This window comes from Paenibacillus lycopersici (assembly GCF_010119935.1).
GTDB lineage: Bacteria > Bacillota > Bacilli > Paenibacillales > Paenibacillaceae > Paenibacillus_Z > Paenibacillus_Z lycopersici.
The window spans coordinates 4,141,225-4,165,859 of record NZ_CP048209.1; the positions used below are offsets into that span (position 1 = coordinate 4,141,225).

32 protein-coding genes are annotated in these 24,635 nt (G+C 56.9%); 4 read left to right on the forward strand and 28 right to left on the reverse strand.

Features of this window, described 5'->3' with window-relative positions; translation table 11 throughout:
- Nucleotides 1–43: 43 nt before the first annotated feature.
- From GXP70_RS18245 to GXP70_RS18280, 8 genes are read right to left on the reverse strand one after another with little or no spacing between them, the layout of a single operon-like run.
- Nucleotides 44–625, reverse strand: a complete 582-nt coding sequence (locus tag GXP70_RS18245) for a DUF2815 family protein (protein WP_162358158.1) — start codon at nt 623–625, stop codon at nt 44–46.
- Between the two features lie 47 nt (nt 626–672).
- Nucleotides 673–1,056 carry a beta-sandwich lipoprotein gene (locus tag GXP70_RS18250; protein WP_162358159.1) on the reverse strand — a complete coding sequence of 128 codons (384 nt, stop codon included), beginning with the start codon at nt 1,054–1,056 and terminating at the stop codon, nt 673–675.
- Nucleotides 1,053–2,249, reverse strand: a complete 1,197-nt coding sequence (locus GXP70_RS18255; RefSeq protein ID WP_162358160.1) for a DUF2800 domain-containing protein — start codon at nt 2,247–2,249, stop codon at nt 1,053–1,055. The genes GXP70_RS18250 and GXP70_RS18255 overlap by 4 nt, the downstream gene beginning before the upstream one ends.
- Nucleotides 2,246–2,671 carry a hypothetical protein gene (locus tag GXP70_RS18260; protein WP_162358161.1) on the reverse strand — a complete coding sequence of 142 codons (426 nt, stop codon included), beginning with the start codon at nt 2,669–2,671 and terminating at the stop codon, nt 2,246–2,248. Before GXP70_RS18260 ends, GXP70_RS18255 begins: the two co-directional genes overlap by 4 nt.
- Nucleotides 2,672–2,695: 24 nt before the next feature.
- A complete protein-coding gene (locus GXP70_RS18265; RefSeq protein WP_162358162.1) occupies nt 2,696–2,998 on the reverse strand; it encodes a hypothetical protein in 303 nt (100 codons plus the stop codon).
- Nucleotides 2,991–3,194, reverse strand: a complete 204-nt coding sequence (locus GXP70_RS18270) for a hypothetical protein (protein WP_162358163.1) — start codon at nt 3,192–3,194, stop codon at nt 2,991–2,993. Before GXP70_RS18270 ends, GXP70_RS18265 begins: the two co-directional genes overlap by 8 nt.
- Nucleotides 3,191–4,117 carry a DUF7666 domain-containing protein gene (locus tag GXP70_RS18275; RefSeq protein WP_162358164.1) on the reverse strand — a complete coding sequence of 309 codons (927 nt, stop codon included), beginning with the start codon at nt 4,115–4,117 and terminating at the stop codon, nt 3,191–3,193. The genes GXP70_RS18270 and GXP70_RS18275 overlap by 4 nt, the downstream gene beginning before the upstream one ends.
- Before the next feature lie 46 nt (nt 4,118–4,163).
- A complete protein-coding gene (locus GXP70_RS18280) occupies nt 4,164–4,340 on the reverse strand; it encodes a hypothetical protein (RefSeq protein WP_162358165.1) in 177 nt (58 codons plus the stop codon).
- A gap of 100 nt (nt 4,341–4,440) precedes the next feature.
- Here GXP70_RS18280 and GXP70_RS30340 point away from each other — a divergent pair, with 100 nt between their 5' ends.
- The gene (locus GXP70_RS30340; RefSeq protein WP_162358166.1) at nt 4,441–4,665 is read left to right on the forward strand and encodes a YozE family protein; all 225 of its coding nucleotides are present in this window, start codon (nt 4,441–4,443) and stop codon (nt 4,663–4,665) included.
- On the opposite strand, the gene GXP70_RS18290 is transcribed toward GXP70_RS30340, so the two are convergent.
- From GXP70_RS18290 to GXP70_RS18320, 7 genes are read right to left on the reverse strand one after another with little or no spacing between them, the layout of a single operon-like run.
- Nucleotides 4,650–4,826: a hypothetical protein gene (locus GXP70_RS18290; RefSeq protein ID WP_162358167.1), complete on the reverse strand. Its 177-nt coding sequence runs from the start codon at nt 4,824–4,826 to the stop codon at nt 4,650–4,652. The two genes, GXP70_RS30340 and GXP70_RS18290, sit on opposite strands and share 16 nt — an antisense overlap.
- 30 nt (nt 4,827–4,856) lie before the next feature.
- The gene (locus GXP70_RS18295) at nt 4,857–5,126 is read right to left on the reverse strand and encodes a helix-turn-helix domain-containing protein (RefSeq protein WP_162358168.1); all 270 of its coding nucleotides are present in this window, start codon (nt 5,124–5,126) and stop codon (nt 4,857–4,859) included.
- Nucleotides 5,123–5,371 (reverse strand): DUF7667 family protein, encoded by a 249-nt coding sequence (locus GXP70_RS18300; protein WP_192043368.1) that lies wholly within the window; start codon nt 5,369–5,371, stop codon nt 5,123–5,125. The genes GXP70_RS18295 and GXP70_RS18300 overlap by 4 nt, the downstream gene beginning before the upstream one ends.
- Nucleotides 5,368–5,517 carry a hypothetical protein gene (locus GXP70_RS18305; protein ID WP_162358169.1) on the reverse strand — a complete coding sequence of 50 codons (150 nt, stop codon included), beginning with the start codon at nt 5,515–5,517 and terminating at the stop codon, nt 5,368–5,370. The genes GXP70_RS18300 and GXP70_RS18305 overlap by 4 nt, the downstream gene beginning before the upstream one ends.
- Before the next feature lie 52 nt (nt 5,518–5,569).
- Nucleotides 5,570–6,349, reverse strand: coding sequence for a Rha family transcriptional regulator (locus GXP70_RS18310; RefSeq protein ID WP_162358170.1), 780 nt, complete (start codon nt 6,347–6,349; stop codon nt 5,570–5,572).
- Nucleotides 6,346–6,624 (reverse strand): group-specific protein, encoded by a 279-nt coding sequence (locus GXP70_RS18315; RefSeq protein WP_162358171.1) that lies wholly within the window; start codon nt 6,622–6,624, stop codon nt 6,346–6,348. Before GXP70_RS18315 ends, GXP70_RS18310 begins: the two co-directional genes overlap by 4 nt.
- A gap of 51 nt (nt 6,625–6,675) precedes the next feature.
- Nucleotides 6,676–6,867, reverse strand: coding sequence for a helix-turn-helix transcriptional regulator (locus GXP70_RS18320; protein ID WP_162358172.1), 192 nt, complete (start codon nt 6,865–6,867; stop codon nt 6,676–6,678).
- 155 nt (nt 6,868–7,022) lie between these two features.
- On the opposite strand from GXP70_RS18320, the gene GXP70_RS18325 reads away from it, so the two are divergent.
- The 3 genes from GXP70_RS18325 (at nt 7,023) to GXP70_RS18335 (ending at nt 9,075) form a co-directional block, all read left to right on the forward strand.
- Complete coding sequence (locus GXP70_RS18325; RefSeq protein ID WP_162358173.1) at nt 7,023–7,349, forward strand: helix-turn-helix transcriptional regulator; 327 nt, start codon at nt 7,023–7,025, stop codon at nt 7,347–7,349.
- Nucleotides 7,350–7,841 (forward strand): ImmA/IrrE family metallo-endopeptidase, encoded by a 492-nt coding sequence (locus GXP70_RS18330; protein WP_162358174.1) that lies wholly within the window; start codon nt 7,350–7,352, stop codon nt 7,839–7,841.
- Nucleotides 7,842–7,914: 73 nt separating this feature from the next.
- Nucleotides 7,915–9,075, forward strand: a complete 1,161-nt coding sequence (locus tag GXP70_RS18335; RefSeq protein WP_162358175.1) for a tyrosine-type recombinase/integrase — start codon at nt 7,915–7,917, stop codon at nt 9,073–9,075.
- Between the two features lie 77 nt (nt 9,076–9,152).
- Here the strand turns inward: GXP70_RS18335 and glnA are convergent, their stop codons facing one another.
- The 13 genes from glnA to mutL all read right to left on the reverse strand — a co-directional run bounded on the left by glnA (nt 9,153) and on the right by mutL (nt 24,394).
- On the reverse strand, nt 9,153–10,481 hold the full coding sequence (glnA, locus tag GXP70_RS18340) for a type I glutamate--ammonia ligase (RefSeq protein WP_162358176.1): 1,329 nt from the start codon (nt 10,479–10,481) through the stop codon (nt 9,153–9,155).
- Nucleotides 10,482–10,532: 51 nt separating this feature from the next.
- Nucleotides 10,533–10,946 carry a MerR family transcriptional regulator gene (locus GXP70_RS18345; protein WP_162358177.1) on the reverse strand — a complete coding sequence of 138 codons (414 nt, stop codon included), beginning with the start codon at nt 10,944–10,946 and terminating at the stop codon, nt 10,533–10,535.
- Between the two features lie 61 nt (nt 10,947–11,007).
- A complete protein-coding gene (locus GXP70_RS18350; protein WP_404822261.1) occupies nt 11,008–12,291 on the reverse strand; it encodes a methionine gamma-lyase family protein in 1,284 nt (427 codons plus the stop codon).
- A gap of 34 nt (nt 12,292–12,325) precedes the next feature.
- Entirely contained in the window at nt 12,326–13,618 is a 1,293-nt protein-coding gene (gene hflX, locus GXP70_RS18355) for a GTPase HflX (RefSeq protein ID WP_162358179.1), read from the reverse strand.
- Between the two features lie 52 nt (nt 13,619–13,670).
- The gene (locus GXP70_RS18360; RefSeq protein ID WP_162358180.1) at nt 13,671–14,654 is read right to left on the reverse strand and encodes an AAA family ATPase; all 984 of its coding nucleotides are present in this window, start codon (nt 14,652–14,654) and stop codon (nt 13,671–13,673) included.
- Nucleotides 14,655–14,769: 115 nt separating this feature from the next.
- Nucleotides 14,770–15,459: a YdcF family protein gene (locus GXP70_RS18365; protein ID WP_162358181.1), complete on the reverse strand. Its 690-nt coding sequence runs from the start codon at nt 15,457–15,459 to the stop codon at nt 14,770–14,772.
- Nucleotides 15,456–16,010, reverse strand: coding sequence for a ribonuclease FAU-1 family protein (locus GXP70_RS18370; RefSeq protein WP_162358182.1), 555 nt, complete (start codon nt 16,008–16,010; stop codon nt 15,456–15,458). Before GXP70_RS18370 ends, GXP70_RS18365 begins: the two co-directional genes overlap by 4 nt.
- A gap of 223 nt (nt 16,011–16,233) precedes the next feature.
- On the reverse strand, nt 16,234–16,935 hold the full coding sequence (locus tag GXP70_RS18375) for a peptidylprolyl isomerase (RefSeq protein ID WP_162358183.1): 702 nt from the start codon (nt 16,933–16,935) through the stop codon (nt 16,234–16,236).
- A gap of 50 nt (nt 16,936–16,985) precedes the next feature.
- Nucleotides 16,986–19,745: a transglycosylase domain-containing protein gene (locus GXP70_RS18380; RefSeq protein ID WP_162358184.1), complete on the reverse strand. Its 2,760-nt coding sequence runs from the start codon at nt 19,743–19,745 to the stop codon at nt 16,986–16,988.
- A gap of 257 nt (nt 19,746–20,002) precedes the next feature.
- On the reverse strand, nt 20,003–20,242 hold the full coding sequence (gene hfq, locus GXP70_RS18385) for an RNA chaperone Hfq (RefSeq protein ID WP_090635997.1): 240 nt from the start codon (nt 20,240–20,242) through the stop codon (nt 20,003–20,005).
- Nucleotides 20,239–21,246: a tRNA (adenosine(37)-N6)-dimethylallyltransferase MiaA gene (gene miaA, locus GXP70_RS18390; RefSeq protein ID WP_162358185.1), complete on the reverse strand. Its 1,008-nt coding sequence runs from the start codon at nt 21,244–21,246 to the stop codon at nt 20,239–20,241. Before miaA ends, hfq begins: the two co-directional genes overlap by 4 nt.
- The gene (locus GXP70_RS18395; protein WP_162358186.1) at nt 21,243–22,013 is read right to left on the reverse strand and encodes a class I SAM-dependent methyltransferase; all 771 of its coding nucleotides are present in this window, start codon (nt 22,011–22,013) and stop codon (nt 21,243–21,245) included. Before GXP70_RS18395 ends, miaA begins: the two co-directional genes overlap by 4 nt.
- Nucleotides 22,010–24,394 carry a DNA mismatch repair endonuclease MutL gene (gene mutL, locus GXP70_RS18400; protein ID WP_162358187.1) on the reverse strand — a complete coding sequence of 795 codons (2,385 nt, stop codon included), beginning with the start codon at nt 24,392–24,394 and terminating at the stop codon, nt 22,010–22,012. The genes GXP70_RS18395 and mutL overlap by 4 nt, the downstream gene beginning before the upstream one ends.
- Between the last annotated feature and the right edge of the window lie 241 nt (nt 24,395–24,635).

A 24,635-nucleotide genomic window follows, 5' to 3' on the forward strand; every position in this document is an offset into this window, starting at 1 on the left:
AGGGGATCAGTTACCCAATCCCCTATGCATAGTTAATAGAAGCTTAATTCATCCAGTCGTCTTCGCCGTCGACATCGAATTCTTCTTCGGCGAAGTCTTCGTTTACACTGCTGCGTCCTGCCAGAGACTCCCCATCTTGGACTTTGACGATGTTGTTAAGGCCGACCCCGATCCCCTTGCTCTTGTTGTCGTAGCTGTAGAAATTAAGGGAGACGCGAGCGTAGCAGCCCGAGTAGACCTCCGTCGTGTCCGTAATCTCAACAAACTTGGTGTTGCCCACAGCGTCTTTACCGACGGGCTTCGCGATACCAGGCTTCGTGTTGGCATACGCGTTTACATAGAAATGATCGGCGTAATTTGGATCGTCAGGCTTCTCCTCGTCGCCGTCGTGCAGGGGCAACTTGAAATTTGCAGGCAGCTTGCCTTTGTATTTCGTCATTGCCTCAGCCTTCAGTGCGTCGACGACCGCTTTGATCTTGCGGAGCGTCTCCTTATCCGTCTTCGGGATGAGCAGCGCGCAGCTGTACTTGAGCTGCCCCTGGTCATTTTCCTTTGGCTCCCAGATATTTGCGTAGGACAGACGCACCTTGCCCGTTACTACTTTCGTCGATTGATCGTTTGCCATGTTGTCAGCTCTCCCTTGTAGTGAATCAGATTAAAAATCAACCGCGCTTACTTACTGGTCTGCAAATCGATGTCTGGAACGATGGTCTCAGGACGGAACACGATACGGTAGTGAAACGGATCCACGTTAACTGCGTCAGTCTGTTCCACCAGGTAGCTCACGTTGTCACTTAATCCCAAGAAGTGCTTCTTGTAAGATTTCGGGCCAACTTTGCATGTGACGCTTAGCTCCCGAGGATCGTCATCATTCCCGAGCGAGCATAATCCCTCGATCGTCAAAAGGTACTTGTCAGTGATGCCGTTGAAGAAGACAATCCTGCGTTGCACTTCGAACGAATCGGCTGACTTGGAGATGTTTTTGGAGACGGTATCGGCCTCAGAACATGCAGACAACAGGAGTACGCTCATTAAAAGGACAAAAACTAGTTTCATTTTTCGAAATCCTCCCCAGCGAAATCATTTTCGACGCTGTTCACCGGCGCCCGCGGGTCGGTCTCCGGCACGAGGACCGGCTTGCCTGGTGGCTTAATCACAATGCCCTCTAGCAGCTCTGCGAATTGCTTCTTGCCTACGAGCTTCTCTAGCTCGCCGATCCCGCGCAGCACCGGGTCTTTCAGCAGCTTCGTCTCGTCGTAGCCGGCTGCTGTGAGCTTGGCCTTCGCCGCCTCGATGTCGGCGATCTTCCGATCACTCCGACCCTCGACCAGCTTCCACCGCGGTACGGCCGTGCCGCTCTTGGCCTGCTCATAGGCGTATTCCTGCACGTCCTTGGCCCACGTCTGCATCTGCTCAACGATATACAGGGTGTTGCCGATCTCCTCCAGTGTCATGAGACGCGGATCTTGAAACTCGTGAGCAAGGACCGACATAGCGGCGTCGGCGCGGGCGCGGCAGGTCGCCTTGACCTTGCACCAGCGGCAGTGATCGCCCGACGCCAGATCGCCTTCGCCGGCATCGGCCAGCGCGGCCGCCGGCCGGACGATGCTCTCAGCCCACGCCAGCAGATCATCAACCAGGATCGTGTCCGTGCTGACGCTGTCAAGTCGCGGCTGCACGATCGTCATGCGGATCTCCCGTATGTCGTACAGATAGTTGTAAGCGGACAAGGCTCCCAGCGCGTACAGCTTCATCTGCGAGTTACCAACCGCGCTGACTGGCACTCCCTTGCCGTATTTAAGATCGATGATCTCCATGACCTGATCGGCGATGATGACGACGTCGCCAGTGCCGTAGCCGTCAGGCACCCACTCGCTAAAATCCAATCGCTCCTCCAGCAACAGCACCGCGTCCGGCGAGCGGGCGAGCGCGGCCATAAAGCGCTCACTTACCGTCTCGACATAGGACTCGACGGCGTCTTCCATCTCGGATGAATAGTACTGGTTGCCGGCTACGAAATACTGCATCGCTGTCTGGAGCTTCGCGCGCTGTTTCGAATCGCACGGCAGCAGCTGTCGCCGCAGCTTCCACTCGCTATACTCGTGAGCCGCCGTACCCTCGTCTGCGTAATCGCTGCGCTTGTCAGGTATGCTCTCCTGCAGCCGGGCGCTCGGCGGGCAGTTGATCCACTGCGCCGCCTTGGACGCGCCGAGCAGGGCGTGTGCTCTCTGCGCATGCGCCTGACTCACTTCAAGCCCTCCAAATCTCTCAGGAACGCTCTCCGGTCCGATGCCGGAATGGCTGTCACATTCGGAACGCCATATTTATTCAGCAGCCCCTTGACCTGCGCAGCGCCGACACGCTTGCCGGCTTCACTCGCTGCCGCGCGCAGATCGACATCGGTCGGGACGTCCTCGTTGTCACCTGCGTCCTGCTGGTCGAGATGCTCTTCGACATCGTCTGCCTGGTCGTCTTCCTCGGCAGGCGGTTCTGGCTGCTTTGGAGTTTCCGTTTTCGTCTGACGCTGCCGTTTCGGCTTCTCGGGCTCCGCCGCTGGCGCAGGGATTGTGATCGGCTCCACACGGCCAGTTGTCAGCCCTGCCGCTAAAGCGGCGATTTTAAGCAGTGCTTCTTCGGCGGTTTCGCTGTTAATGATGATTTGTACGGACATGATGATCTTGCCTCCTGGTGTATGTTAGTCGTAGCAAAGGCTACGGTGTTGCTGCACCTGCTCTTGCATTAAGCTGATCTCCTCGCGCAACCGATCATTTTCGACTTCCAGCTCCAGCGCGCGGCGGATCGCGTACGGCCAGCCCTCGCGTGCGGCAGTAATGAATCGAGCGTCCGCCGGCTCAAATCTTCCTTCGGACCATGCCACACTGATAAACTGCATGTTGCATTCACCGCACCGGCACGGAATCGAGCTCCATTGAGACGGTGTCGCTGCCTCACAAAGCGCAAGGTCCTCCTCAAGATCGCGTGCTTGGTCTTTAAGCATCGACATCCACCCCCGCCGTCTCGTCGATGCAGTGATGGCATGCCTTAACTTCCGGCGCGCCGGGGAAAGGTTGCAGAAACTTGTCATGCATCCGGCCGCCGCACACCTGGCACTCTGCATCGAGCAGAATGACCTTGGCTACCATCGCGCGGAGCTGCCGTTCGAGCGGCCGCGCCGACCGCTTGGCGGCGATCATAGCTGCACCTCGACAAACTCGCCGTCTCGCAATGCATACCAGGTATCGGCCTTGATGGTCTCGCCATCGATCAGCGCGGACTTAACGCAAACGGGCTTATAGGTAGCGCCGGCCCGCGCCCATTCCGCAAGAGTGATCCAGCTGCCGACTTTACCGCGAATGAGGTTGTTGCCCCGGCCGATCGCCGCGCCGACAGATTGCGTACCTTGCAGAGCGAGCCGGGCATGGTTGCCGCTGCTGGCGAGCTGGGTATGGTTGCCGCTGCTGGCGAGCCGGGCACCGTCGCCGCTGCTGGCGAGCCGGGCACCGTCGCCGCTGCTGGCGAGCTGGGAACCGTCGCCGCTGCTGGCGAGCCGGGCACCGTCGCCGCTGCTGGCGAGCCGGGCACCGTCGCCGCTGCTGGCGAGCCGGGCACCGTCGCCGCTGCTGGCGAGCCGGGCATGGTTGCCGCTGCTGGCGAGCTGGGTATGGTTGCCGCTGCTGGCGAGCTGGGCATGGTTGCCGCTGCTGGCGAGCCGGGCACCGTCGCCGCTGCTGGCGAGCTGGGTATGGTTGCCCTCGGAATCGCCGGATTCATTGGTGATGGCTCGCGGATCGGTCCAGCACTTTTCCCACAGGAAGTCGAACGAAGCTTTTACAAAACCGGCCAGGCCGAGCTTTGCACCGATGCGGATTTTATTGGTAGAAATCTTGTTTTCTTCCGTATCGACATCGCCAAGCGCTTCAACTTCGGCGAACTCCGTGACAATGCCGGCATCGTCGATCAGTGGGTAATAATCCAACGTGTCGAGAGGGTTTTCGCAGAAATGGAAACCTCTTCGGCAAGCCCTCGGAAGGTCTGTCACCTCGAATACTTCATTCTCCTTGAACTGAAATCCGCGGCACTGGAACCCCGCGCCAAATGCTTTTACGCCTTTAACCATTGATAATTGCCTCCTTGTAAGGTAAAATAGCGGTAATATGTTTTGATTATCGTGCGATCATTGCGGCTCCTACCCCGCGATGATCGTTTTTCATTTCCTGCACCTTGTACAGTACTTGCATATCCCCTACAGTCAGCAGGCCCATCGTGCTCCGATCTGCATCACCGTCACACACGATGTTGACCCATGGTATTTCATCCTGAGGCCGTTGAGCTTCGTTCACCTTTCTTCTCACCTCCTCTCGTGCTTCTTCCCGGAAATCCTGTTTAACTGTAAAATGATAGATGCGTAATCAGATTCTTGCAGAAAGGAGGCGAGTCAATATGCCCACTCCTATTCCCTGGACGTTTAAAACCTGGATTGCCTGCTTTAAGGGCGTTGATCTCCCAATTGGCGACCTAGCAGACGACATACTTCGCGATTCGAGCTTTCCAGATGAAGACGATTTCGGCTTAATACTCGAACACCTGAGTACCAAGTCAAAGGGGAATTCTAACGTTTTGGAGACGTTCGCGCTTGTTTGGAGCTTCTATCAAGTCTCCAAGTAATTTACAACCAGAACCGTTTCGGCGCTGATCTGATCGCGGTCGGCGCCGTACTTCTTCCGCAACTCATACTGCTGATACGCTCCGACTGAAATCCGATCAACCCCATCTCGGCTTGCCAGCTCTGCAACTAGATCGGCAATGCTGACTTTAGAAAGGTCCATCTCTCCTCACACCTCCTCTCGTTACTACAATCAATCATAGATGCCGTGCTCCCGACGCATCGTCAGCACTTCGTCTTCTGTGACGTGGCCGGCTTTGATCATCATGCCGATGTGAGTCACGCCAAGAGCGGCGGATAGTTTGCGGAGGATTTCAGGTGACGGTAGTACGCCTTTATATCCTGTTTCCAACTGCGACATGTAGGGGGTAGATATGCCGCACAGATCCTTTACATCCATCATTGTCAGCCCTTTACGCTTCCGCAGCTGCTTCAAGTAGGCTCCGAATTCCGTCCCATTCACAGCGTTGCCTCCAATTTGTCGATCCGCTCGCACAGCTCGTATTGCCATTCCACATCCCCGGCCTCGCAGGCGATCCACGCCAATTGCTTAAGCTGATCGAGCTCGCGGACGAGTTTGGCGTTGATGTGCAGGCAATGACTGATCTCGGCCTGCTCTGCACCTGACAGGTAGATGAGCCCGCCCAGCCTGGTAGACTTTTCAAGCAGCTCCGCCAGGCGGCGGTGCACGGGATGGATGCCGATCATAACAGCAGCCCTCCCGACGCAATCCAAAAGATGATACCCAAGCCGATTAGCGCGATTACGAGCGCCAGGCTGTCTGGATAGTCAGACGATTCAAAAGTGACGCGGTCGCCAGGGTCAATATCCTTGCCGTTGATCTTAATGCGCACGATGCAATTCCCTCCTTACGCGGTTGCTTTGAGCGACAGTTACGAAGTCCGCTTATCCCCGAGCCCTCTTGCGGCTCCACTTCTGACCAAGCCGAGGAGTGTACCCGAGAGCAATGCGCTCGTTCGCATACTCTACGAGCAGGTCTTTGGCCGTTTCGTTGTATACGACCCAGGTCAGCCCGGTGCTGTTCTCTCCAGAGCGGTTGGATTCAAGGCGGCAAAACTGCTCAGTTCGAAGCCCGTGTTCACTGGAAAGCTTTGATATCAGATGAACCGTTACTTTAGCAATCGCGGCGACTTCCTTTGTCGTATACCAGTTACCAGCAGGGCGAGGTAATCTAGCGGGCTGTGGAGCCGTTTCGACTCTCGGTTGCCCCGTAATCATCTCCGCAATCTGCTTCCGAATCGCACGATCCGTTTCAGGGGTAAAGAGATCTCCCTGCTCTGCCATCCGAACCATTTGGAGCAGCTTCGTAATCTTGTCGTGCTCCATGTTGGCTAGAGGCACTTTAGGCATCGGCACGGAAAGTTGATCGCGCATCCGGTTGAACTCTCCGATATACATCTCCTTGAAGCGTGCCGCCTCTTTGCCGGTGAAACCCATGACCAGGAACGAGAATCCATCTTGTGTGATGAGGTATTTCGAGTAGGTCTGACCGTTCTGCGGGTGAGTGTAGGGGGTCTCCGCAAAATTGCGGAGGCGGAAATCATCACTACACTCCAAGTTTCGAATTGCTTTTAACACATCATCGTGCCGCTTGCTGAACGTCTCGGCCACCGCCAGGCTATCCGTGACAGGCTTACCATTGTCGATAAATACGAGTTGAGTCATATTAGTTCGTTGCCTCCTTGTTCATGTAGCCACATCAGCAGGAACTCCCTAGTGGCCTTAGTCGGGAAGTACCACTTCCCGCCAAGCTTGAATTTTGGAAAACGCGAGTCGTAAAAAAATTGACTCTGGATCGTCTCCCAACTCATACAAGTGCGCCGTTTGAGCTCTCCTGTGTCCCAAAATACTTTCTCGGCGTCGACCTCTTTGATTAGCTCAGCGATGTGTTTATGGATGATTGCTTTTGCTTCTGCCGCATCTACACTCACAGAGATCATTTTGCTCCTCCTTTCATTCTACTTTCGCGATAATTGTCTACTTAAAGTAGACTATGCGATAAAAAAAATTTCATCTACACTGCGATCAACAAGTTTTGAGAACTGCTTTGCCTTCCCGACAGGCATTTCGTCAGGATTGCTTTCCCATTTACTAAAAGTTTGGCGGTGCACCCCAAGTTCGGCGGCGACTCTTTTCTGCGTCCAGCCTTTTAGCTGTCTTGCTTGTTTAACGGTCAGTGTCATCGCTGCAACACCTCCTCTCTGCTGCCGTTGAATCCAATAATAATCTACCTAAAGTAGAATGTCAACGACCTAAATCACAATTAATCTATCTTTGAGTTGATTTTTATCGACATACTATGTATACTCTGGACATAAACCAATTTGGAGTGATGATTGTGAGTATCGCGGATAACATCAAAAAGTTAAGGGAGCGATATGATCTAACCCAACAGCAGCTCGCCGAGATTGCTGGTGTAACGAATAAAGCGGTCTCCGCATGGGAGACAGGCCTAAAGGAGCCGAGAATGGGCGCAATCGAGAAGATCGCGAACCGTTTCGGAATAAAAAAGAGTAACATTATAGAAGAAAACGGCTTGGACCTGATCACTGACGACAAGCCAGAAACGCTGGCAGCTCATTTTGATGGCGAAGATTATACCAAAGAAGAAATGGACGAGATCTTGGAATACGCAAAATATATCAAATCCAAGCGGAAGGACTGAATGCTTATGCATCTTCTCCCGCTTTACGCCGAGGCCGAGCGCGAAGGGATTAAAGTGGTCGATTACCGGTTTAAATCCAAACGGATTAAGGGATTGTACTCAGACAATGTCATAACCATCAATGCGGCAGCGGTCTGCAGCAAAGAAGAGCGCATTTGTGTCCTCGCTGAGGAACTAGGGCACCACCACACTTCTTTCGGCAATATCCTCGACCAGGCAGACGTTCGAAACCGTAAGCAAGAGCGCCGCGCCCGAGGCTGGGCGTACCAGCGCCTCGTTCCGCTCTCTACAATTGCACAAGCCCACCATAAAGGTGTACGGAGCCGACATGAGCTCGCAGCATTTTTAGGTGTCACCGAGGATTTTTTGCAACAGGCCATCAGCTACTACATAGATAAGTACGGCCTGTCCGCACAGGTCGGTCATCGAACCGTAGTTTTTGAGCCATTGGGAGTGCTAGACCTGTTTGACTATACATGCTTTGTTTGCTGACTCGCGCTTTCCTGCCGTGAGGCGGTTTACTATAGATACAAAACGAACATATGTTCTGAAAGGTGGAAAAGAAATGGCAAGTTACAAGAAACACTCGACCGGATGGGAGTACCGTTTAAAGTACACAGACCCTTTTACAAAAAAAGTCCGCGAGAAATCGGAACGAGGTTTTAGGGTAAAACCTGAGGCCGAACTGGCGGCTGCGGAGTTTTTACGGAAGCTTAAGGAGGGTTCGGAGCAATCTGATCTGCCGCTATCCGATTATCTGGATCACTGGATTGAGAATTACCAAAAGGGTGTAAAAAGAAAAAATACGGCGGCACTGCACGAATTAAACGTTAAAAATCACATTAAGCCGTATTTTAAAAAACTAATGCTTCGAGAATTGAAACCGGACATGTACCAGAAATTCCTCGATCACTGCCTGAGCAAAGGATTGAGTCGTCGGACTGTCGAGATCATCCATACTACAGTCAATTCCGCGATGAGTCGGGCGCTAATTCAGGGTAAGATCGATCGTAATCCTTGCGTAGGCGCTATTAACAAAGGCATCAAGCGAAAACGAGAAGTGCAGTTTATCGAGTCATCGGATGTCCCTCATTTTCTGCAAGCAGCTCACAATTACGGTTATATCTACTGGATATTTTTCCGGCTGCTCATTGGAACAGGTCTGCGAAAAGGCGAAGCCGGGGCACTTCAATGGAGCGATATCGATTTTAAAAACCTGTCGATTCGCATAAATAAGACATTAGACTTCAAAGCAAAGATTAATGAAGCGATGTTTGGGGATACAAAGACGATGCATTCCGAGCGGATCGTAAAAATCAGCGAGGGGCTCGCGAGCGACTTGCGGTTCCATCTTGCTTGGCAAAACCAAAACAAACTCAACTCGGGTGATTTGTACTACCATAAGCTTAATCTGGTCCTGTGCCGACCAGACGGCTCGCCGATGCGAAACTCCAGCCTATTTAACGCATTTGAACGGATACTTATTCGGGCAAAGCTTCCAGCTCTACCGATCCATGCGCTGCGCCATACACGCGCGGTCCTCATGCTCGAGGCCGGAGCCGATATGAAGTATGTCCAGGAGCAGCTCGGACACGGGAGCATTCAGATCACATCCGACGTCTACTCACACATCTCCAAAAAACTCGAGGCGAAAAACACCGATAAAATTGATGCCTACGTAGATGGTCTGACTCAAAAGACGGGGGGCATTTCGGGGGCAGATTGATAGTACAACCTGCACACTCCAAAATGCCCCCAGAATAAAAAGCCCCTCAAACCCGCGCCATTACTGCATTCGTCATTCTAGTACAGCGTCAGATACTGATCCCGTTCCCACTCATGAATCTGGGTGCGGTACATATCCCATTCGATTTCCTTCAGCTCGTAGAAGTGAGACAGCGCGTGTTCGCCCAGCGCGTCGCAGATGACTTCGCTGCGAAGCAGCTCGGAGAGCGCTTCTTTCAGGTCGTCCGGCAAGCTCGGGATGCCCTCTTCAATCCGCTCTTCGTCGGTCATAACGTAGATGTTGCGGTCCGTCGGCGCCGGAAGAGGCGTCTTGTTCTGAATGCCGTCCAAGCCGGCTTTCAACATAACGGCAAGCGCGAGATACGGGTTCGCCGCCGGGTCCGGGCTGCGCACTTCGATCCGCGTGCTCAGTCCGCGGGAAGCCGGAATACGGATCATCGGACTGCGGTTGCTCGCGGACCATGCCACATAACACGGCGCCTCGTAGCCGGGCACCAGACGCTTATACGAGTTGACGGTCGGGTTCGTTACAGCCGCGAAAGCACGGGCGTGTTTCAGCACGCCAGCCATGTAATAACGCGCCGTTTGGCTCAGGCCGAGCTTGTCGCTCTCGTCATAGAACGCGTTGACATTGCCTTGGAACAGCGACTGATGGCAGTGCATGCCGGAGCCGTTTACGCCGAACAGCGGTTTCGGCATGAACGTCGCGTGCAGGCCGTGTTGACGCGCGATCGTCTTGACGACGAGCTTGAACGTTTGAATTTGGTCGGCCGCTTTGATGGCGTCCGCGTATTTGAAGTCGATCTCATGCTGGCCCGGCGCCACTTCGTGGTGGGAAGCTTCGATTTCGAAGCCCATCTCTTCGAGCGTCAGCACGATTTCGCGTCGGCAGTTCTCGCCGAGATCCATCGGCGCAAGGTCGAAATAACCGCCTTGGTCGTTCAGCTCCGTCGTCGGATTGCCGTTCGCATCCGTTTTGAACAGGAAGAATTCCGGTTCCGGACCGACGTTCATCGACGTAAAGCCCATTTCTTCCGCTTCTTTCAGCACGCGCTTCAGGATACCGCGCGGATCGCCCGCGAACGGCGTGCCGTCCGGCATATACACATCGCAAATCAAACGGGCAATGCGGTCTTCCGCTACCCATGGGAATACGACCCACGTATCCAAATCCGGATACAGGTACATGTCGGATTCTTCGATACGCACGTAGCCTTCGATCGAAGAGCCGTCGAACATCATTTTGTTGTCAAGCGCCTTCTCCAGCTGGCTGACGGGAATCTCGACGTTCTTGATCGTGCCGAGCAAATCCGTGAATTGCAGTCGAATAAACCGAACATTCTGTTCCTGTGCGATACGTCTGATGTCATCTTTCGTGTAGCTCACGCGATCAGCTCCTTAATAGTGGTGGTTGGAATTATGGCGAATGGCATTCGATTATCTTTTGTTATAGAAGTGGGACAATTGACCTTGGATAAGCGAGGCCTTGTTCCCGGGCCTCTTCTCAATCAGCTGTTGTTTCAACAGGCGGTGAAGCTGGGCGTCGGACAGCTCGCGTCGCTTCACTTCGGAAAGCTCGCTCACGACGGTTGCATCCTCCGATTCCTTGGAAACCGGATTCATGACTTGCTTAATGCCGGCAATGTTAACGCCCTTCTCGATCAGCGATTTGATTTCGAGCAGCCGCTCCACGTCATTGAACGAGAATAACCTTTGGTTGCCGGACGTACGTGCAGGCACGATCAACTCATGCTGTTCGTAGTAACGGATTTGCCGTGCGGTCAAATCCGTCAGCTTCATGACGATGCCGATCGGAAAAAGCGCCATATTTCTGCGTATTTCGTCACCCATATCGCATCAACCTTCCAGTGTCTGATATATGCTTCCATTGTAACGCTACGCCAAAAACATGTCAAGTTGTGTAAGGTTTAATTACAATTAACTTACGGTCGGCTAGCATGGACAACGCATTCAGAACACCATATTTGACATGGGCATAGGTGAGACCGCCTTGCATATAGGCGATATACGGTTCGCGAATCGGAGCGTCCGCGGACAGCTCCAAGCTGCCGCCTTGCATGAACGTACCGGCAGCCATGATGACGGGATGTTCGTACCCCGGCATGTCCCACGGCTCGGGAACGACATGGGCATCGACGGCAGATGCGCGCTGCACGCCCTGCACGAACGCGATCAGCTGCTCCGCTTCCTTGAAGCGGATCGCCTGGATCAGGTCCGTTCGCGGAGCGTCGTAGCGCGGGTTGCTTTCGAAGCCGAGCATTTCGAACATCGCCGCTCCGAAGACGCTGCCCTTGAGCGCTTGTCCGACGAGATGAGGAGCAAGGAACAAGCCCTGGTACATCGCGCGCAGCGTTCCGAGCGTTGCGCCGACCTCGCCTCCGATGCCCGGCGCGGTTAACCGGTAAGACGTCAATTCCACCGCGTGTTTGGTGCCGGCCACGTATCCGCCCGTAGGCGCCAGGCCGCCGCCCGGATTCTTGATCAGCGAGCCGGCCATCAGATCGACGCCGACCTGGGTCGGCTCCAGCTCTTCCGTGAATTCGCCGTAACAGTTATCTACGAAGACGTAGACGTCCGGTTTCAACGCTTTGACCCGCTCGACCATCTCCCCGATCTGGGCGACCGTGTAAGAGGCGCGCCAATCATAGCCGCGCGAGCGTTGAATGCCGATGACGCGCGTCCGGCCGGTGATCTTTGCCGCGACGGTTTCCCAGTCGATCGAGCCATCCGGCAGCGGCGCCGCTTCGCCATAGCCGATGCCGAAGTCCTGCAGCGAGCCTTTGCCGTCCCCTGGCTCGCCGATGACTTTATGCAGCGTGTCGTACGGCCGGCCCGTGATATAGAGCAGTTCGTCCCCCGGCCGAAGCAGGCCGAATAACGCACAGCTGATCGTGTGCGTGCCGGATACGAAATGCGGCCTGACGAGCGCCGCCTCGGCGCCCATTACGTCCGCGTATACGAGATCGAGCACTTCCCTGCCGGTATCGTTATAACCGTAGCCCGTCGAGCCGTTGAAATGAAAATCGCTTACCCGATGCTGCTGGAACGCATCGATCACCTTCCATTGATTGCGTTCGGCGATACCGTCAATGGAACGAAAAACAGGGGCGGCCTGCTGCTCCGCAGCCTCCGCCCACTTCGTTAAAGCCAACCAGTTGTCACCTTGACGTTTCACTGTCCAAGTCTCTCCTCTTAATCGCAAGCTTGCGTCAACGGTGAAGCACATAAGCTTCCAGCTTATGTCCGTGCACCTCGTAGTCCTGCTTATTCAATTGCACTTTCAATACCATCCGATCCTGATCGACCGACTGCTCCAGCACCTCGCCCGTTCGATAAGCGAGCGCGATCAGGTCTCCGCGTTCGGCGGGGACGGCGAATGTCAGCGTGCTGCCGACCAGCTTGTCCTGAACGGCTTGGCGAAGCCGGGACAGATCACCCGCGTTATACGCGCTAATGGCCAGCACACCCGGTCCATTGGCCGGAACAAGCCCGGGGCGGTCCTGCACGCACAGGTCGATCTTGTTATACAGCTTGAGCTGCGGCTTATCCGCGGCGCCAAGATCCCCCAAAATGCGCTCCACGACGGCGATTTGCTCGTCTCGCATTGCGGAGGAACCGTCGATAACGTGAAGAACGAGATCCGCCTCGCACACCTCTTCCAGCGTCGCCCGGAAAGCGGCGATCAGATCATGCGGCAAATTCTGTATGAAGCCGACGGTGTCCGTCAGGATGACTTCCTTGCCGCTTGGCAGCTCCAAGAGACGGGAAGTCGGATCCAGCGTGGCGAACAGCTGGTTCTCCACATAGACGTCCGCTTGGGTCAGCTCGCGCAGCAGCGTGGACTTGCCGGCATTCGTATAGCCGACCAAGGCGGCCTGCTGGACGCCGGACTTCCGTCTGCGCTCGCGGTGAAGCGTGCGATGGCGGACGATCTCCTCCAGCGTATGCTTCAAATCCGTGATCCGTCCGCGTATGTGGCGGCGATCCGTCTCCAGCTTCGATTCGCCCGGTCCCCGCGTACCGATCCCGCCGCCCAGACGGGACAAATTGCGTCCGTGCCCGGATAGACGCGGCAGCAGATAGCTGAGCTGCGCCAGCTCGACTTGAATAATGCCTTCTCTAGTTTTGGCTCGCTGCGCAAAAATATCCAGAATGAGCTGCGTCCGGTCGATGATCTTCAAATCGAGCGCTTCTTCCAGATTGCGCACCTGGGCGCCCGACAGCTCCTGATCGAAGATTGCCGTCGTGGCGCCAAGTTCATCCGCGGCCAGGCGAAGCTCTTCGACCTTGCCTTTGCCGATGAACCATTTCGCATCGACGCTGTCCTTGTTCTGCGTCATCGAAGCGAGCACCTCGACGCCCGCGGTTTCCGCCAGATTGACGAGCTCGCGCAGCGAGTGCTCCGGATCTCCGGAACCGCGCTTGATATCCGGCGTCACGAGGCTGACCAGTATTGCCCGGTCACGCAGATCCGTATCGGTATCGTAAGATGGTTGGCGCATGCAGTTATCGTACCGCTCCTTTGTTTCACGTCTATCGCGATGCCGGACGCCGTTACTTCTCCCACTTCAGATCCTCGGGACGCACCGACATCAATTCCTGCTTGCCGGGCGATCCCGTAGGATACTGCGTCATGAGCCGAACCGCCTGATAGCGGAACGCCTTCTCGATAATATTGCGCACGTACCGCGCGTTGCTGAAGGCGAACATCGACATCGTCTTCTCCAGCATCAAATGCTGGCGGAGCTTGAAGATCGACTGCGGCATCAGCGTGTAATCGCGGTCCTTGGCCATCAGCTCGGCAATTTGAATAAGCTGGTCGACCGAGTAATCGGGGAATTCGATCTGGATCGGGAACCGCGACGGCAGGCCCGGATTCGTCATCAGAAACTGCTCGATTTCCAGCGGGTACCCGGCCAGAATGAGCACGAACTGGTTCCTGTAATCTTCCATCGCCTTGACTAATGTGTCGATCGCCTCTTTGCCGAAATCCTTCTCCCCGCCCCGCGCCAGGCTGTACGCTTCGTCCACAAACAGCACGCCGCCGAGCGCCTTGCGCACGAGATCCCGCGTTTTCTGCGCCGTGTGGCCGATGTATTCGCCGACCAGGTCCGCGCGCTCCACTTCGATCATATGGCCCTTGGAGAGAACGCCCATCTTCTGAAAAAGCTTCGCCACGATCCGTGCGATCGTCGTCTTGCCCGTGCCCGGGTTACCGGTGAAAATCATATGATACACATGCGAGCCGCCCGACAAACCGGCTTCCGAACGCATGCGGCTAATTTGCAGCAGCGCATAGATTTCATAGATCAGCTGCTTGACGTTCTCCAGTCCGACCATCGGTTCCAGCTCGCGCTGAATGTCCAGATACGGGTCGCCCGGCGGCAGCGGCCGCGCCGAGTGCGCGGGCTCGCTCTCGAGCTGCGGGGGCGAACTGCCCGTAAGGGCGAGCGTATCGCTGCTTCGAAGGACAATATTGATTTGACGGGCAGGCCGGCCGCTTCCGCTTCCGCCCGACGTTACGACTCGATCGTCCATATCTGCTTCATCACCTATCCTTCAAAGGATCATGAGCAACTGCTGCGCATATAATCCATTGTATTCTAGCGATGACAGCCATATTAACAGATTTCCGCCGCGAAGCGGAGCTGCTTCAGAACGAATCCGGAAGATGGAAGCCCATTCGCATGATCAGCTCGTCGGCTTTCCATTTGGTGAAGGCAAGCACTTCGCGGGAGTAGTTGAACGTCAAGTTCAGCACTTTCGATTTGTAGCCGACGGCCGTCGTGCCGGATGGATATTTCAAGTAGCTCGCGATATCGCCCGCGCGCGGCGCATGATAATCATGCGTCACGATCAGCAGCTTCGTCCAGCCTCGCTTAGCCGCAAGAGGCTTGCTGAACAGCAAATTCTCGTACGTGCTGCGGGCATCGTTCTCGAGCACCATCGCGCTATCCGGCACGCCTTTCAAGCGCAAATAATTGCGCATGCCTTCCGCCTCTGTCAGGGTGGAGCCGTTATGATCCAGGCCGCCGGTCAAGATGAAATGCCGCACCGTGCCCTGCTTGTACAATTCGTAACCGCTCTCCAGCCGCTCTCGCAAGCCGGGGCTTGGCTGATCGTCCCATAGCGCCGCGCCGAGTATGATGGCGGCATCCGCTTTCGGGACCGGATTCGGCGCATCGTAGCTGGTTATCAGCCACAGCAGATACGCGCACCAGAATACGCCCAACGCCGCGACCCAAGCGCAGATCCGCAGAAGAAGGACGAATGGACGGAATCGTCTGCGGGAGCTGCGTTTCGGGCGTTTGGGCGTGCGCTTCGGAACCGCGGCCGATTTCACGACTCGCTTAATTCCCCGCTCTGCGCCAGCGTCTTGCGATGCTTCAGACTAAGCGTGAAATAACGAAACCGTCCGTTTCGTATCGTGGAGAGCAGTCTGCCCGCCGTCTTCCGTGCCAGAGCGGCGTCCTTGTTCGTCACCGCGCCTTGAATAACCGCTTCTTCCAGCTCATCCTCGTCCAGCAGGAACACTTCTCCGCTCGGCAGCACGACGACATCGAGATACAGATCGTCGAACCACGGCACCTGCTGATCGGTCAGTCCTTGCGTCTTGCAAATATCGATGTACCATTGAACAACGCGGTTCTTATCGTCAAACATCGTCGTCACGACGAAATGCTCGCCCCGGGGAAAATGCTGCATCCACAAATATCCACGGTCGGCCAGGCATAATTTGCGTCCGTTGTATTCTTTCCACAACGGCTCGCGCAATTCATGAATCCGGTAGAACGTCACCAGTCCTTTGAACTCATCCCCGTCCATGGTCAAGCACGTATAGCTTCTACGCAGAATGCGGCGCCAGTTGGCTCGGTCAGAAAATTTACGTTTCATACGGAACGACCTTTCCGTTAGGATCTCGCTTCAGTTGCTGCGCGGACATGTAAACAAGCAGGCAGGGCAGATTTCCCTCATTAAAAAAAGATTACCACAATCTAACGGCCATCACCAGCGAACCCCGCAAATAAACCAGGCCCGGCCTGTCCGGCAGACGTTCGGCCGGCCGGATGAACGACAAAAGGAGAACGGCATTCATCCGTTCTCCCCTTGGTCAAGCTTATTTCTCCGAAATCGTGATCGTCTTGATCACGATGTCTTCCGTCGGCGCGCTCGCTTCGCCTTGCGCGCTCGTCGTGACCGGCGTGGCGGCGATCGCCTTCACGGTGTCCATGCCGTCGGTCACCTTGCCGAAAATCGTATAGTTCGGCATGTTGTTCAAGCCGGCTGCGTCCGCCCCGGTGCAGATGAAGAACTGGCTGCCGCCGGAATTCGGCTGCCCCGTATTCGCCATCGCGATGACGCCCTCGTCGTACTTGTACTTGTCGTCCAGCTCATCCGGGATATTATAGCCCGGACCGCCCGCTCCGGTGCCGGTCGGATCGCCGCCCTGGATCATGAACGTCTGGATAATCCGGTGGAACTTCACGCCGTCATAGAACTTCTCCTTGGACAGGAAGACGAAGTTGTTGACCGTTTCCGGCCGGTCCTTGGCATACAATTCTACGGTAAAGTCGCCTTTGTTCGTGCTGAATACGGCACTGTACGACTTGTTCGTGTCAATCGCCATTTTCGGCTTCTCCGACCACTGCTTCGGCGTACCCGATTGACCTGCGTTGCTGCCGCTGGCGGACGTTTCCGTCTGGGAGTTCGCTGCGTTTTGGTTTTGTGCCGCGTTGTCTGGTTTCGTTCCGCATGCCGATGCTACGAGCAGCATGGCGGACAGGACGACGGTAAGCGCCGTCCGATTCTTCATATTCATCTTCGATTAACCTCCGCATTTAAGTTCGTGATGGTCGCGCTGCTTGCCGGTCAAGGAGCGGTGATCGCCGGCTTGTCGCCCGCGTTCTTCGTGCCGTTGGCAGGACCCTGAGGCGTCGTGTCCGCAGGAACGGAGCCGTCGGCCGGCCCGTCAGCGGCACTGTCGACGAGATTGCTTTGACCGCTCGATTCATTATTCACGCTATTGTCCGGCGTTCCGGAAGTCCCGCCTTCCGTTCCCGTAGCAGGCGTGTTCCCTGTTCCTGTACCGGTTCCGGTACCGGTTCCCGCTCCTCCGTTGCCGCCGTTCCCGGAACCGCCGTTCGTTCCGCCGCCGGCTCCCGGCTGAGCCGGCATTCCTTCGCCGCCGTTCCCCGGCAACGGGCCGCCGCCGCTGCCATTATCCGGAGGCGTACCTTCATTGCCCTGGCCGCCGTTCCCGCTGCCCGGCGGCTGTTCGATACCGCCTCCGCCGTTGTTGCCTTGCCCGTTATTGCTTTGCCCGTTATTGCCGTTGCCTGGGTTGCCGCCATTCCCCGGCAGATTGCCTTCGTCCGTCGGCGGCGGCTCGATCTCGGCGGCCGGAATATTCGCCTTCACCGTGGCGGACGGCGCGCCTTCCAAGTCTTTCGCCGGATCGTAAGCCAGAACATAGTACTCGTAATCCATGCCCGGCGCGATGTTCAAGTCGTCGACCCCGGTCGTCGTCAACGAATCGAGCAGCTTGGTGAATTCCGTCTCTCCCGTCGCTTTGCGATAGATCCGGTAAGTCATTCCTTCGCCTACTACAGGCGACCAGGCCAACTGCACGGCTGCTTTCTGTTCGTTGTAGACGGCGCTGAAATTCGCGATGCCCGCCGGCGGCTGCTCCTCCGGCTTCTCTTCGGCCGCTTTCGTGAAGCTGCCCTTCGGAACGCCCTTCATCGCTTGGCGCATGACTTTGCCGAACATGGCCGCCGCTTGCTCGCTGCTCTTCTTGATCATATGATTCTTGTCTGTCTGATCATAGCCCATCCAGACGACGGCTGTCCATTCCGGCGAATATCCCGCGAACCATGCATCGCGGTTGTAACCGTTGCTGAGGCCGGGAATCCCGTTCTGCGTCGTGCCCGTCTTGCCGGCGACCGGACGGTCGATGCGCGCATTGACGCCCGTCCCGCCCTTCTCCAGGACGCCCTGCATCATATCCGTCATGCTCTGCGCCGTAGACGGCTTCATCACTTGCTCGCCTTCAGGCGCTTTGTACGTATAGATCGGATCGTTTTCCTTATCCGTAATCTTGATGAGCGCATGCAGGTCGACGCTCTTCCCGTCGTTGGCGAACGCGCTGTACGCGGCCGCCATCTGGTACGGCGTCACGCCGTACGTCAAACCGCCGAGGCCGATCGCGAGGTTGCGGTCTTTCGAGCTATCCAGCTCGAAGCCGAGGTTTTTCGCGAAATTAAGCCCCGTCTTCACGCCGATTTGATTAAGCAGCCAGACGGCCGAGGCGTTGCGGGACTCCTTGAGCGATTGGCGCATGCTGATCGGTCCGACATATTTGACTTTGTTGGAGTCGGATGGACAGTAGGAGCCGTAGCATGTCTTCACGTCCTGCAGCGTCGATGACGGGGACCAGTCGCCCGTCTCGATGGCCGGCCCGTATACGGCGATCGGCTTGAACGACGAGCCCGGCTGGCGGGTCATCATCGTCACCCGGTTGAAGCCTTTGTTGACGTAATCGCGGCCGCCCAGAAGACCTTGAATCTCGCCGTTCCGATGATCGACGATAATCATCGCCGCTTGCTCCTGCTGCTCGTCGACGCTCTTCTCGAAATTGCCGTCGTCCTCGAATTCTTTCTCGATCGCCGACTGGGCCTGCGTGTTCAGCGTCGTGTAGATCTTATAGCCGGAGATGCGCAGTTGTTCTTCGGAAACCCCGCCAAGCTTCTCCGCCTCGTCGATGACGTAGTCGATGAACGCCTGGTACGTCTCCGTTTCTTTCGCATGCTGAACGGGGACATAGTCGACCGCTTTCGCTTCGTCCATCTCCTGCTGCGTGATGTAGCCCTGGTCGTGCATCAGCTGCAGGACGACGGCCCGGCGTTCCTTCGACTTGTCCGCATGATTGACCGGATTGTACGTGGAAGGCGCCTTCGGAATCGCCGCGAGCGTCGCGATTTGCCACAGCTTCAGATCCTTGAGGTCGGTATTGAAATAATACTCGGCCGCCGCCTTCACCCCGTACGCGCCTTTGCCGAAGTAGATCCGGTTCAGGTACATCGTGATGATTTCGTCCTTCGTCATTTTATGCTCGATGGCGACGGCGATCGAAGCTTCGGTCGCCTTTCGGAAGAACGTCTTGTCCTGCGTCAGGAACAAGTTCTTCGCCAGCTGCTGCGTAATCGTGCTGCCGCCCTCGACGGCGCTGCGCGCGACGACGTCCTTCACGATCGCCCGGCCGATCGAATAGAGGTCGATCCCGAAATGCTTCTCGAAACGCTGGTCCTCCGTCGCGATGACGGCATCGCGCATAAGCTCCGGAATCTCGTTGAACTCCACGCTCTCGCGGTTCGCGCCAAGCTTCGCCACTTCCTTGCCTTGGCCGTCGTAAATCGTCGACGCTTCCGGCAGCGTAAGTTTATCTTGATTGTCGGCGAGAATCCGCTCGCCGTTCAGAATAATAAGCATATATCCGATGATACCGCATACAACCGCAATGGCCGCCGTAAAAAACATCCAGACGGCAAGCTTTCGCTTGTTCCGTTTCTTCTTGACTTTGCCTTTCTTCTCCGGCTTTCCGTTGTTCCTGCTGCGTGGTTCTTCAGTCATGGGTCAGGTTCCCCTCCAGTTCAAATCGCGCGTTACGCTCTTCTCTCTATTTATACCCTATATGAGTAAACGGCAACGTCGGCATTATAAACATGCAAATCCCGCCATGCATGCGTCTGCCGAGCCGCAGGCTCGATAGCGCCGCAGGCCCGCAAAGAAAAAACAGCCCCGCACGTCGCAAGGGCTGCTCTTTCGTGCCGATATCCAATTAAACGAAGCATATTCCGAAAAGGTTTCAAAATATGCCTGCCGGTCGGTTACGCTTCGTTGTCTTGCACCTGCATGAGGGAGACGTTGCGCTGCGGGGTAAACGTCGAGATCGCATGCTTGTACACCATTTGTTGGCGGCCTTCGCTGTCGATGACGATCGTAAAGTTGTCGAATGCTTTAATGACACCGCGGATCTGGAAACCGTTCGTCAAATATACGGTTACCGGAACGCTGTCTTTGCGAAGTTGATTCAAGAATGTATCCTGAATGTTAATTGATTTGTTCATTGCGCGTTACCCCCATCGTCAAAAGGTTGGTTAAAAGTATATTCAAGTTCCATCCTAAACTTTCCTGCTATTATAGCATGAATCGCTTGCAAATTCTTGTTAAAATTTTCACCGGCGTCGATCCAATGAATGTCCGGCATATGCCTGAACCAGGAAAGCTGCCGCTTGGCAAAATGCCGCGTGTCGCGTTTCAGCAGCTCGACCGCCCCGTCCAACGACAGATGGCCCCGCAAGTAATGCGCGATCTCCTTGTAGCCGAGTCCGTGCATGGAAACGGCATCGGCCGGCACCCCGCGTTCGAGCAGTCCCCGGACCTCCTCGACGAGGCCGGCTTCGATCATCGCGTCGACCCGTTCGTTGATCCGGTCGTACAGAACGGCGCGGTCCATCGTCAACCCGATGATACACAGTTCGTACGGGGACGTTTTTTTCTGTCCCTTCTGCTGCTCGGTGAACGTGACGCCCGTCAAATGATGGACTTCCAACGCCCGAATGACGCGGCGCCGATCGTTGGGATGCAGACGCTCCGCAGCTTCCGGATCGACGGCCCGCAGCTTATCGTGCAGCGCATCCGCGCCATTCTCCAGCGCGAAGCGGTCCATCTCCCCGCGGAAAGCGTCGTCGGAGCCGACTTCGGCGAAATCATAGCCGTAAGCGACGGATTCGACGTACAGTCCGGTTCCGCCGACGATGAACGGGAGCTTGCCGCGGCTTCCGATGTCCGGAATGAGCGCGGCGCACCGTTCCTGAAATTCGGCGACCGAGAACGGATGCGCCGGATCGCAGATGTCGATCAGATGATGCGGAACGCCTTCCTGCTCGTCCGGCTTGATTTTGGCCGTGCCGATATCCATGCCCTTGTAGACCTGGATCGAATCGCCGGATATGATTTCGGCGTTCCACGCCTTGGCGATATCCAGACTCATGCGCGTCTTGCCGACGGCCGTCGGTCCGATCAGCACGAGCAGCTTCGGCTTGTCAGTCGCTATGGATGCTGGATTCATGTTGGGTAGATCACTCCGTATGCGATTTTGTTGCGATGGCGGCGTTCGAAGCCGAGCCGCTCGAATTCCCCGCTGTCGCCGTGCTCCTTCAGCACGACGCATTTGCGCGCAACGCGCAATGCCTGCCGCACCGACGCTTCCTGGAGCGCCGAGCCGTTAGCAAGTCCGCGAAGCGGCGCCAAAGCCGAAGAATCGTGCAGCGGGTGGCGGAACATCGGATCGAAATAAACGATGTCCGCGCTCTTGTCCGGTAATTGCGTTAGATAGGTTAGATGGTCGGTACAGCGCATCTCGATGCGCCGCAGCGCCTCGTTGACGTCTTCGTGCTCCGTCCGGTACGCGCGCAGCCCTTCGCGAACGACCGTGTACAGCATGCGTTCGCTCTCCAGCGCGATGACGCTGCCTTCCGTTCCGACGGCGTAGGAGAAGACGATCGAATCCGATCCGAGTCCTGCCGTGCAGTCGATGACGGAATCGCCCGGCATGCAGCCGGTCAGCGCGATCAGCGGGTCCCGTTCCCCTTTGCGCATCCGCTTGACGCGGACGTACGCCATGCTGGGGTGAAAATATAACGGCTCCTCCGAATCCTCATAATAGCGCAGTCCGCGATCGTCTGCAACAAGGAGCCGGGCGTCCCCGTATTTGCGCCCCAGCGTCTGCAGCGAGTCCTGCTTGCGCGGAACGAAGCGTCCGCCGACCTCGAGGGCGATACGCTGGGCATAGGCGGTCTGCGCCTCCGACGGCTTCTGCGGCGTCGTGACGATCATGACATCACCCGCTTGAACATTTTCTCGAGCTGGTACGTCGTCATATGGACGACGATCGGCCTGCCGTGCGGGCAGGTGTACGGCTGCGAGCAGGCTGCGAGGCGGCGCAGCAGACCTTCGCCTTCTTCTCGCGTCAGCCTGTCGTTCGCTTTGATCGATGCTTTGCACGAGCACATGATCGCCGACTTCTCCCTCAACTTGCCGATATCGACGGCCCCGCGCTCCTGCAGCAGCCATTCCGCCATCTCCTCGATGACTTCGCCTTCCTCGCCGGACGGCAGCCATTCCGGATAAGACCGGACAAGGAACGCGTTGGCGCCGAATGGCTCCAGCTCCACGCCCGCTTCCTGCAGCACATGCAGCTTGCTCTGCAGCGAGGCCGCTTCCGCCGCCGTGAATTCCAGCGTCAGCGGCACGAGCAGCTGCTGGCTCGCTTGTTCGGGACGGCCGAATTTATCCAAATAATACTCGTAATTGATCCGTTCATGCGCCGCATGCTGATCGATGAGGAACAAGCCCTCTTCGTTCTGGGCGACGATATAGGTGCCATGCAGCTGCCCGATCCAATACAGCTCCGGGAATGCCGGCGATGCCGCATGCGGCTGTGCCGATTCAGACGGCCTCGGATCGGACGGCGCTGCATATGTCTGTGCCGCTTCGGAAGGCGCGGAGTCGAGAGGCACTGTTACCACAGGCCCGGTTCCGGACGAAGCAGCTGCGGACAGTACAGCTTCGGACGCTTGACGTTCGTGTGCCGGGACGGAGTCCGCGATCTCGGCCGCTTCGCTGGATGAACCTGTCTCGCCGCTTGCTGCCATGCGGGCGGTATCGGCGGACGGCAAGCCGGCGCCCGCGCTCGCGTCGACGGCACGCCGAAGAGCGGCGTCGTATCGATCGGCGGAGATGCCCGTTTCCCGCGCGCCCCATGGATTCCGCTGCGCGCCTGGCGGCGCGTACAGCCGTTCCGTCGCGTCGCGCGGAATCGCCGCATCGCCGTTCGGCCGATTAAGCGCAGCTTGGCTGCGATACGGCGGCTCGGCGGCGAACCTGTCCCTTGCGGAAGGCCCATCGGACATGCGGCTGCCGAAGCTCGATTCAGCCTTGTCGAGCGCGGCTGCGACTTCCGAGGCAGACGGCGCCTGCCCGGATTGCCCGAGCGGCGGCCGGCCGGGAACGTTTGCGCCGGCGGATGCAGGCTGGCGGGCTGCTGCGCCATAGCCGCTCGCGAACGGCGTGCTGCCGGAAACCGTCTGCGGCATCGCATGTTGGCCGTCCGCCGCCGTTGGCTGGTGGCCTTGCCCGATGCCGGGCTCAGGCTGATGGAACGAAATCCGGTCTTGGACGAATGCCGGCTTCGACCGTTCGGCCGGCGCGGCCGGCCCCGGAATATGGCGCTGCTTGCCGAGCGCGCGTCTGATCGCGTCCTCGATGAACTCGCGCAGTTCGGCTTCTTTGCTGAATCTGACTTCCATCTTCGCTGGATGCACGTTCACGTCGAGCAGGGACGGATGCATGCCGAGCTCCAGCACCGCGAGCGGAAACCGATTGATCGGCAGCAGCGTATGATACGCCTGCAGCATGGCCTGGTTCAGCACGAAGCTCTTGATATACCGGCCATTGACGACGATGGTGATGCCGTTGCGGTTGGAGCGCGTCTGCTCCGGCTTCGATATGACGCCGCGCAGCTCGTAATCGGGATGCTCGCCTTCCACCGGCAGCATCGCTTTGGCCGTCGCGGAGCCGTAGATGGCCGCGAACGTCTGCAGCCGGTCGCCGCTGCCAAGCGTGCGCAGCAGCATATTGCCGTTATGCCTTACCGTGAAGGCGATGCCGGGATGCGCCAATGCAAGCCGGTTGACGTAGTCGGCGATATGGCCGAGCTCCGTTTGAATCGTTTTCATATATTTGAGGCGCGCGGGGGTGTTATAGAACAGTTCCCGCACGCTGATATCCGTTCCTTGAGGCGAGCTCGTCTCTTCGTTGGCCGTAATCGTGCCGCCTTCGATGACCAGCCTGCGGCCGAGGCCGCCGCCGTCCGGGGCGGACACGCATTCCACCTTCGCGACCGCCGCGATGCTCGGCAGCGCCTCGCCGCGGAAGCCGAGGCTGGCGATGCGGAACAAATCCTTGCTGGAGGATATTTTGCTCGTCGCGTGGCGGAAGAACGCCGTCTCGATATCGTCGCCCTCGATGCCGGAGCCGTTGTCCGTTACCCGGATCAGCGACAGCCCGCCTTCTTCGATGACGATGTCGATCGTCGTGCTGCCCGCGTCCACGGCGTTCTCGACGAGCTCCTTCACGACGGAGGAAGGCCGTTCCACGACCTCGCCCGCGGCGATTTGGTTGGCCAGCTGCTCGTCCAATATGCGGATTTTGCTCATGAAGCCGAACCCTCCTTTGCGATGATGAATCGATGGCATTCGGATCCCGGCGTACAGGTGCACGGGATGCTGCCTTAGATGTCCCGGTATACGGGGGCTGCTTAATACGATCCCGGTATACTAGTGCGCGGGATGCTGCTTGATGCTCTCCCGGCACATACGGGTACATGAGATGCTCCTTAATTGCTGTGCTGTTATTTCGTTTGAAACCAAGTATTTCCTATCGTGTAACCGAAGGATC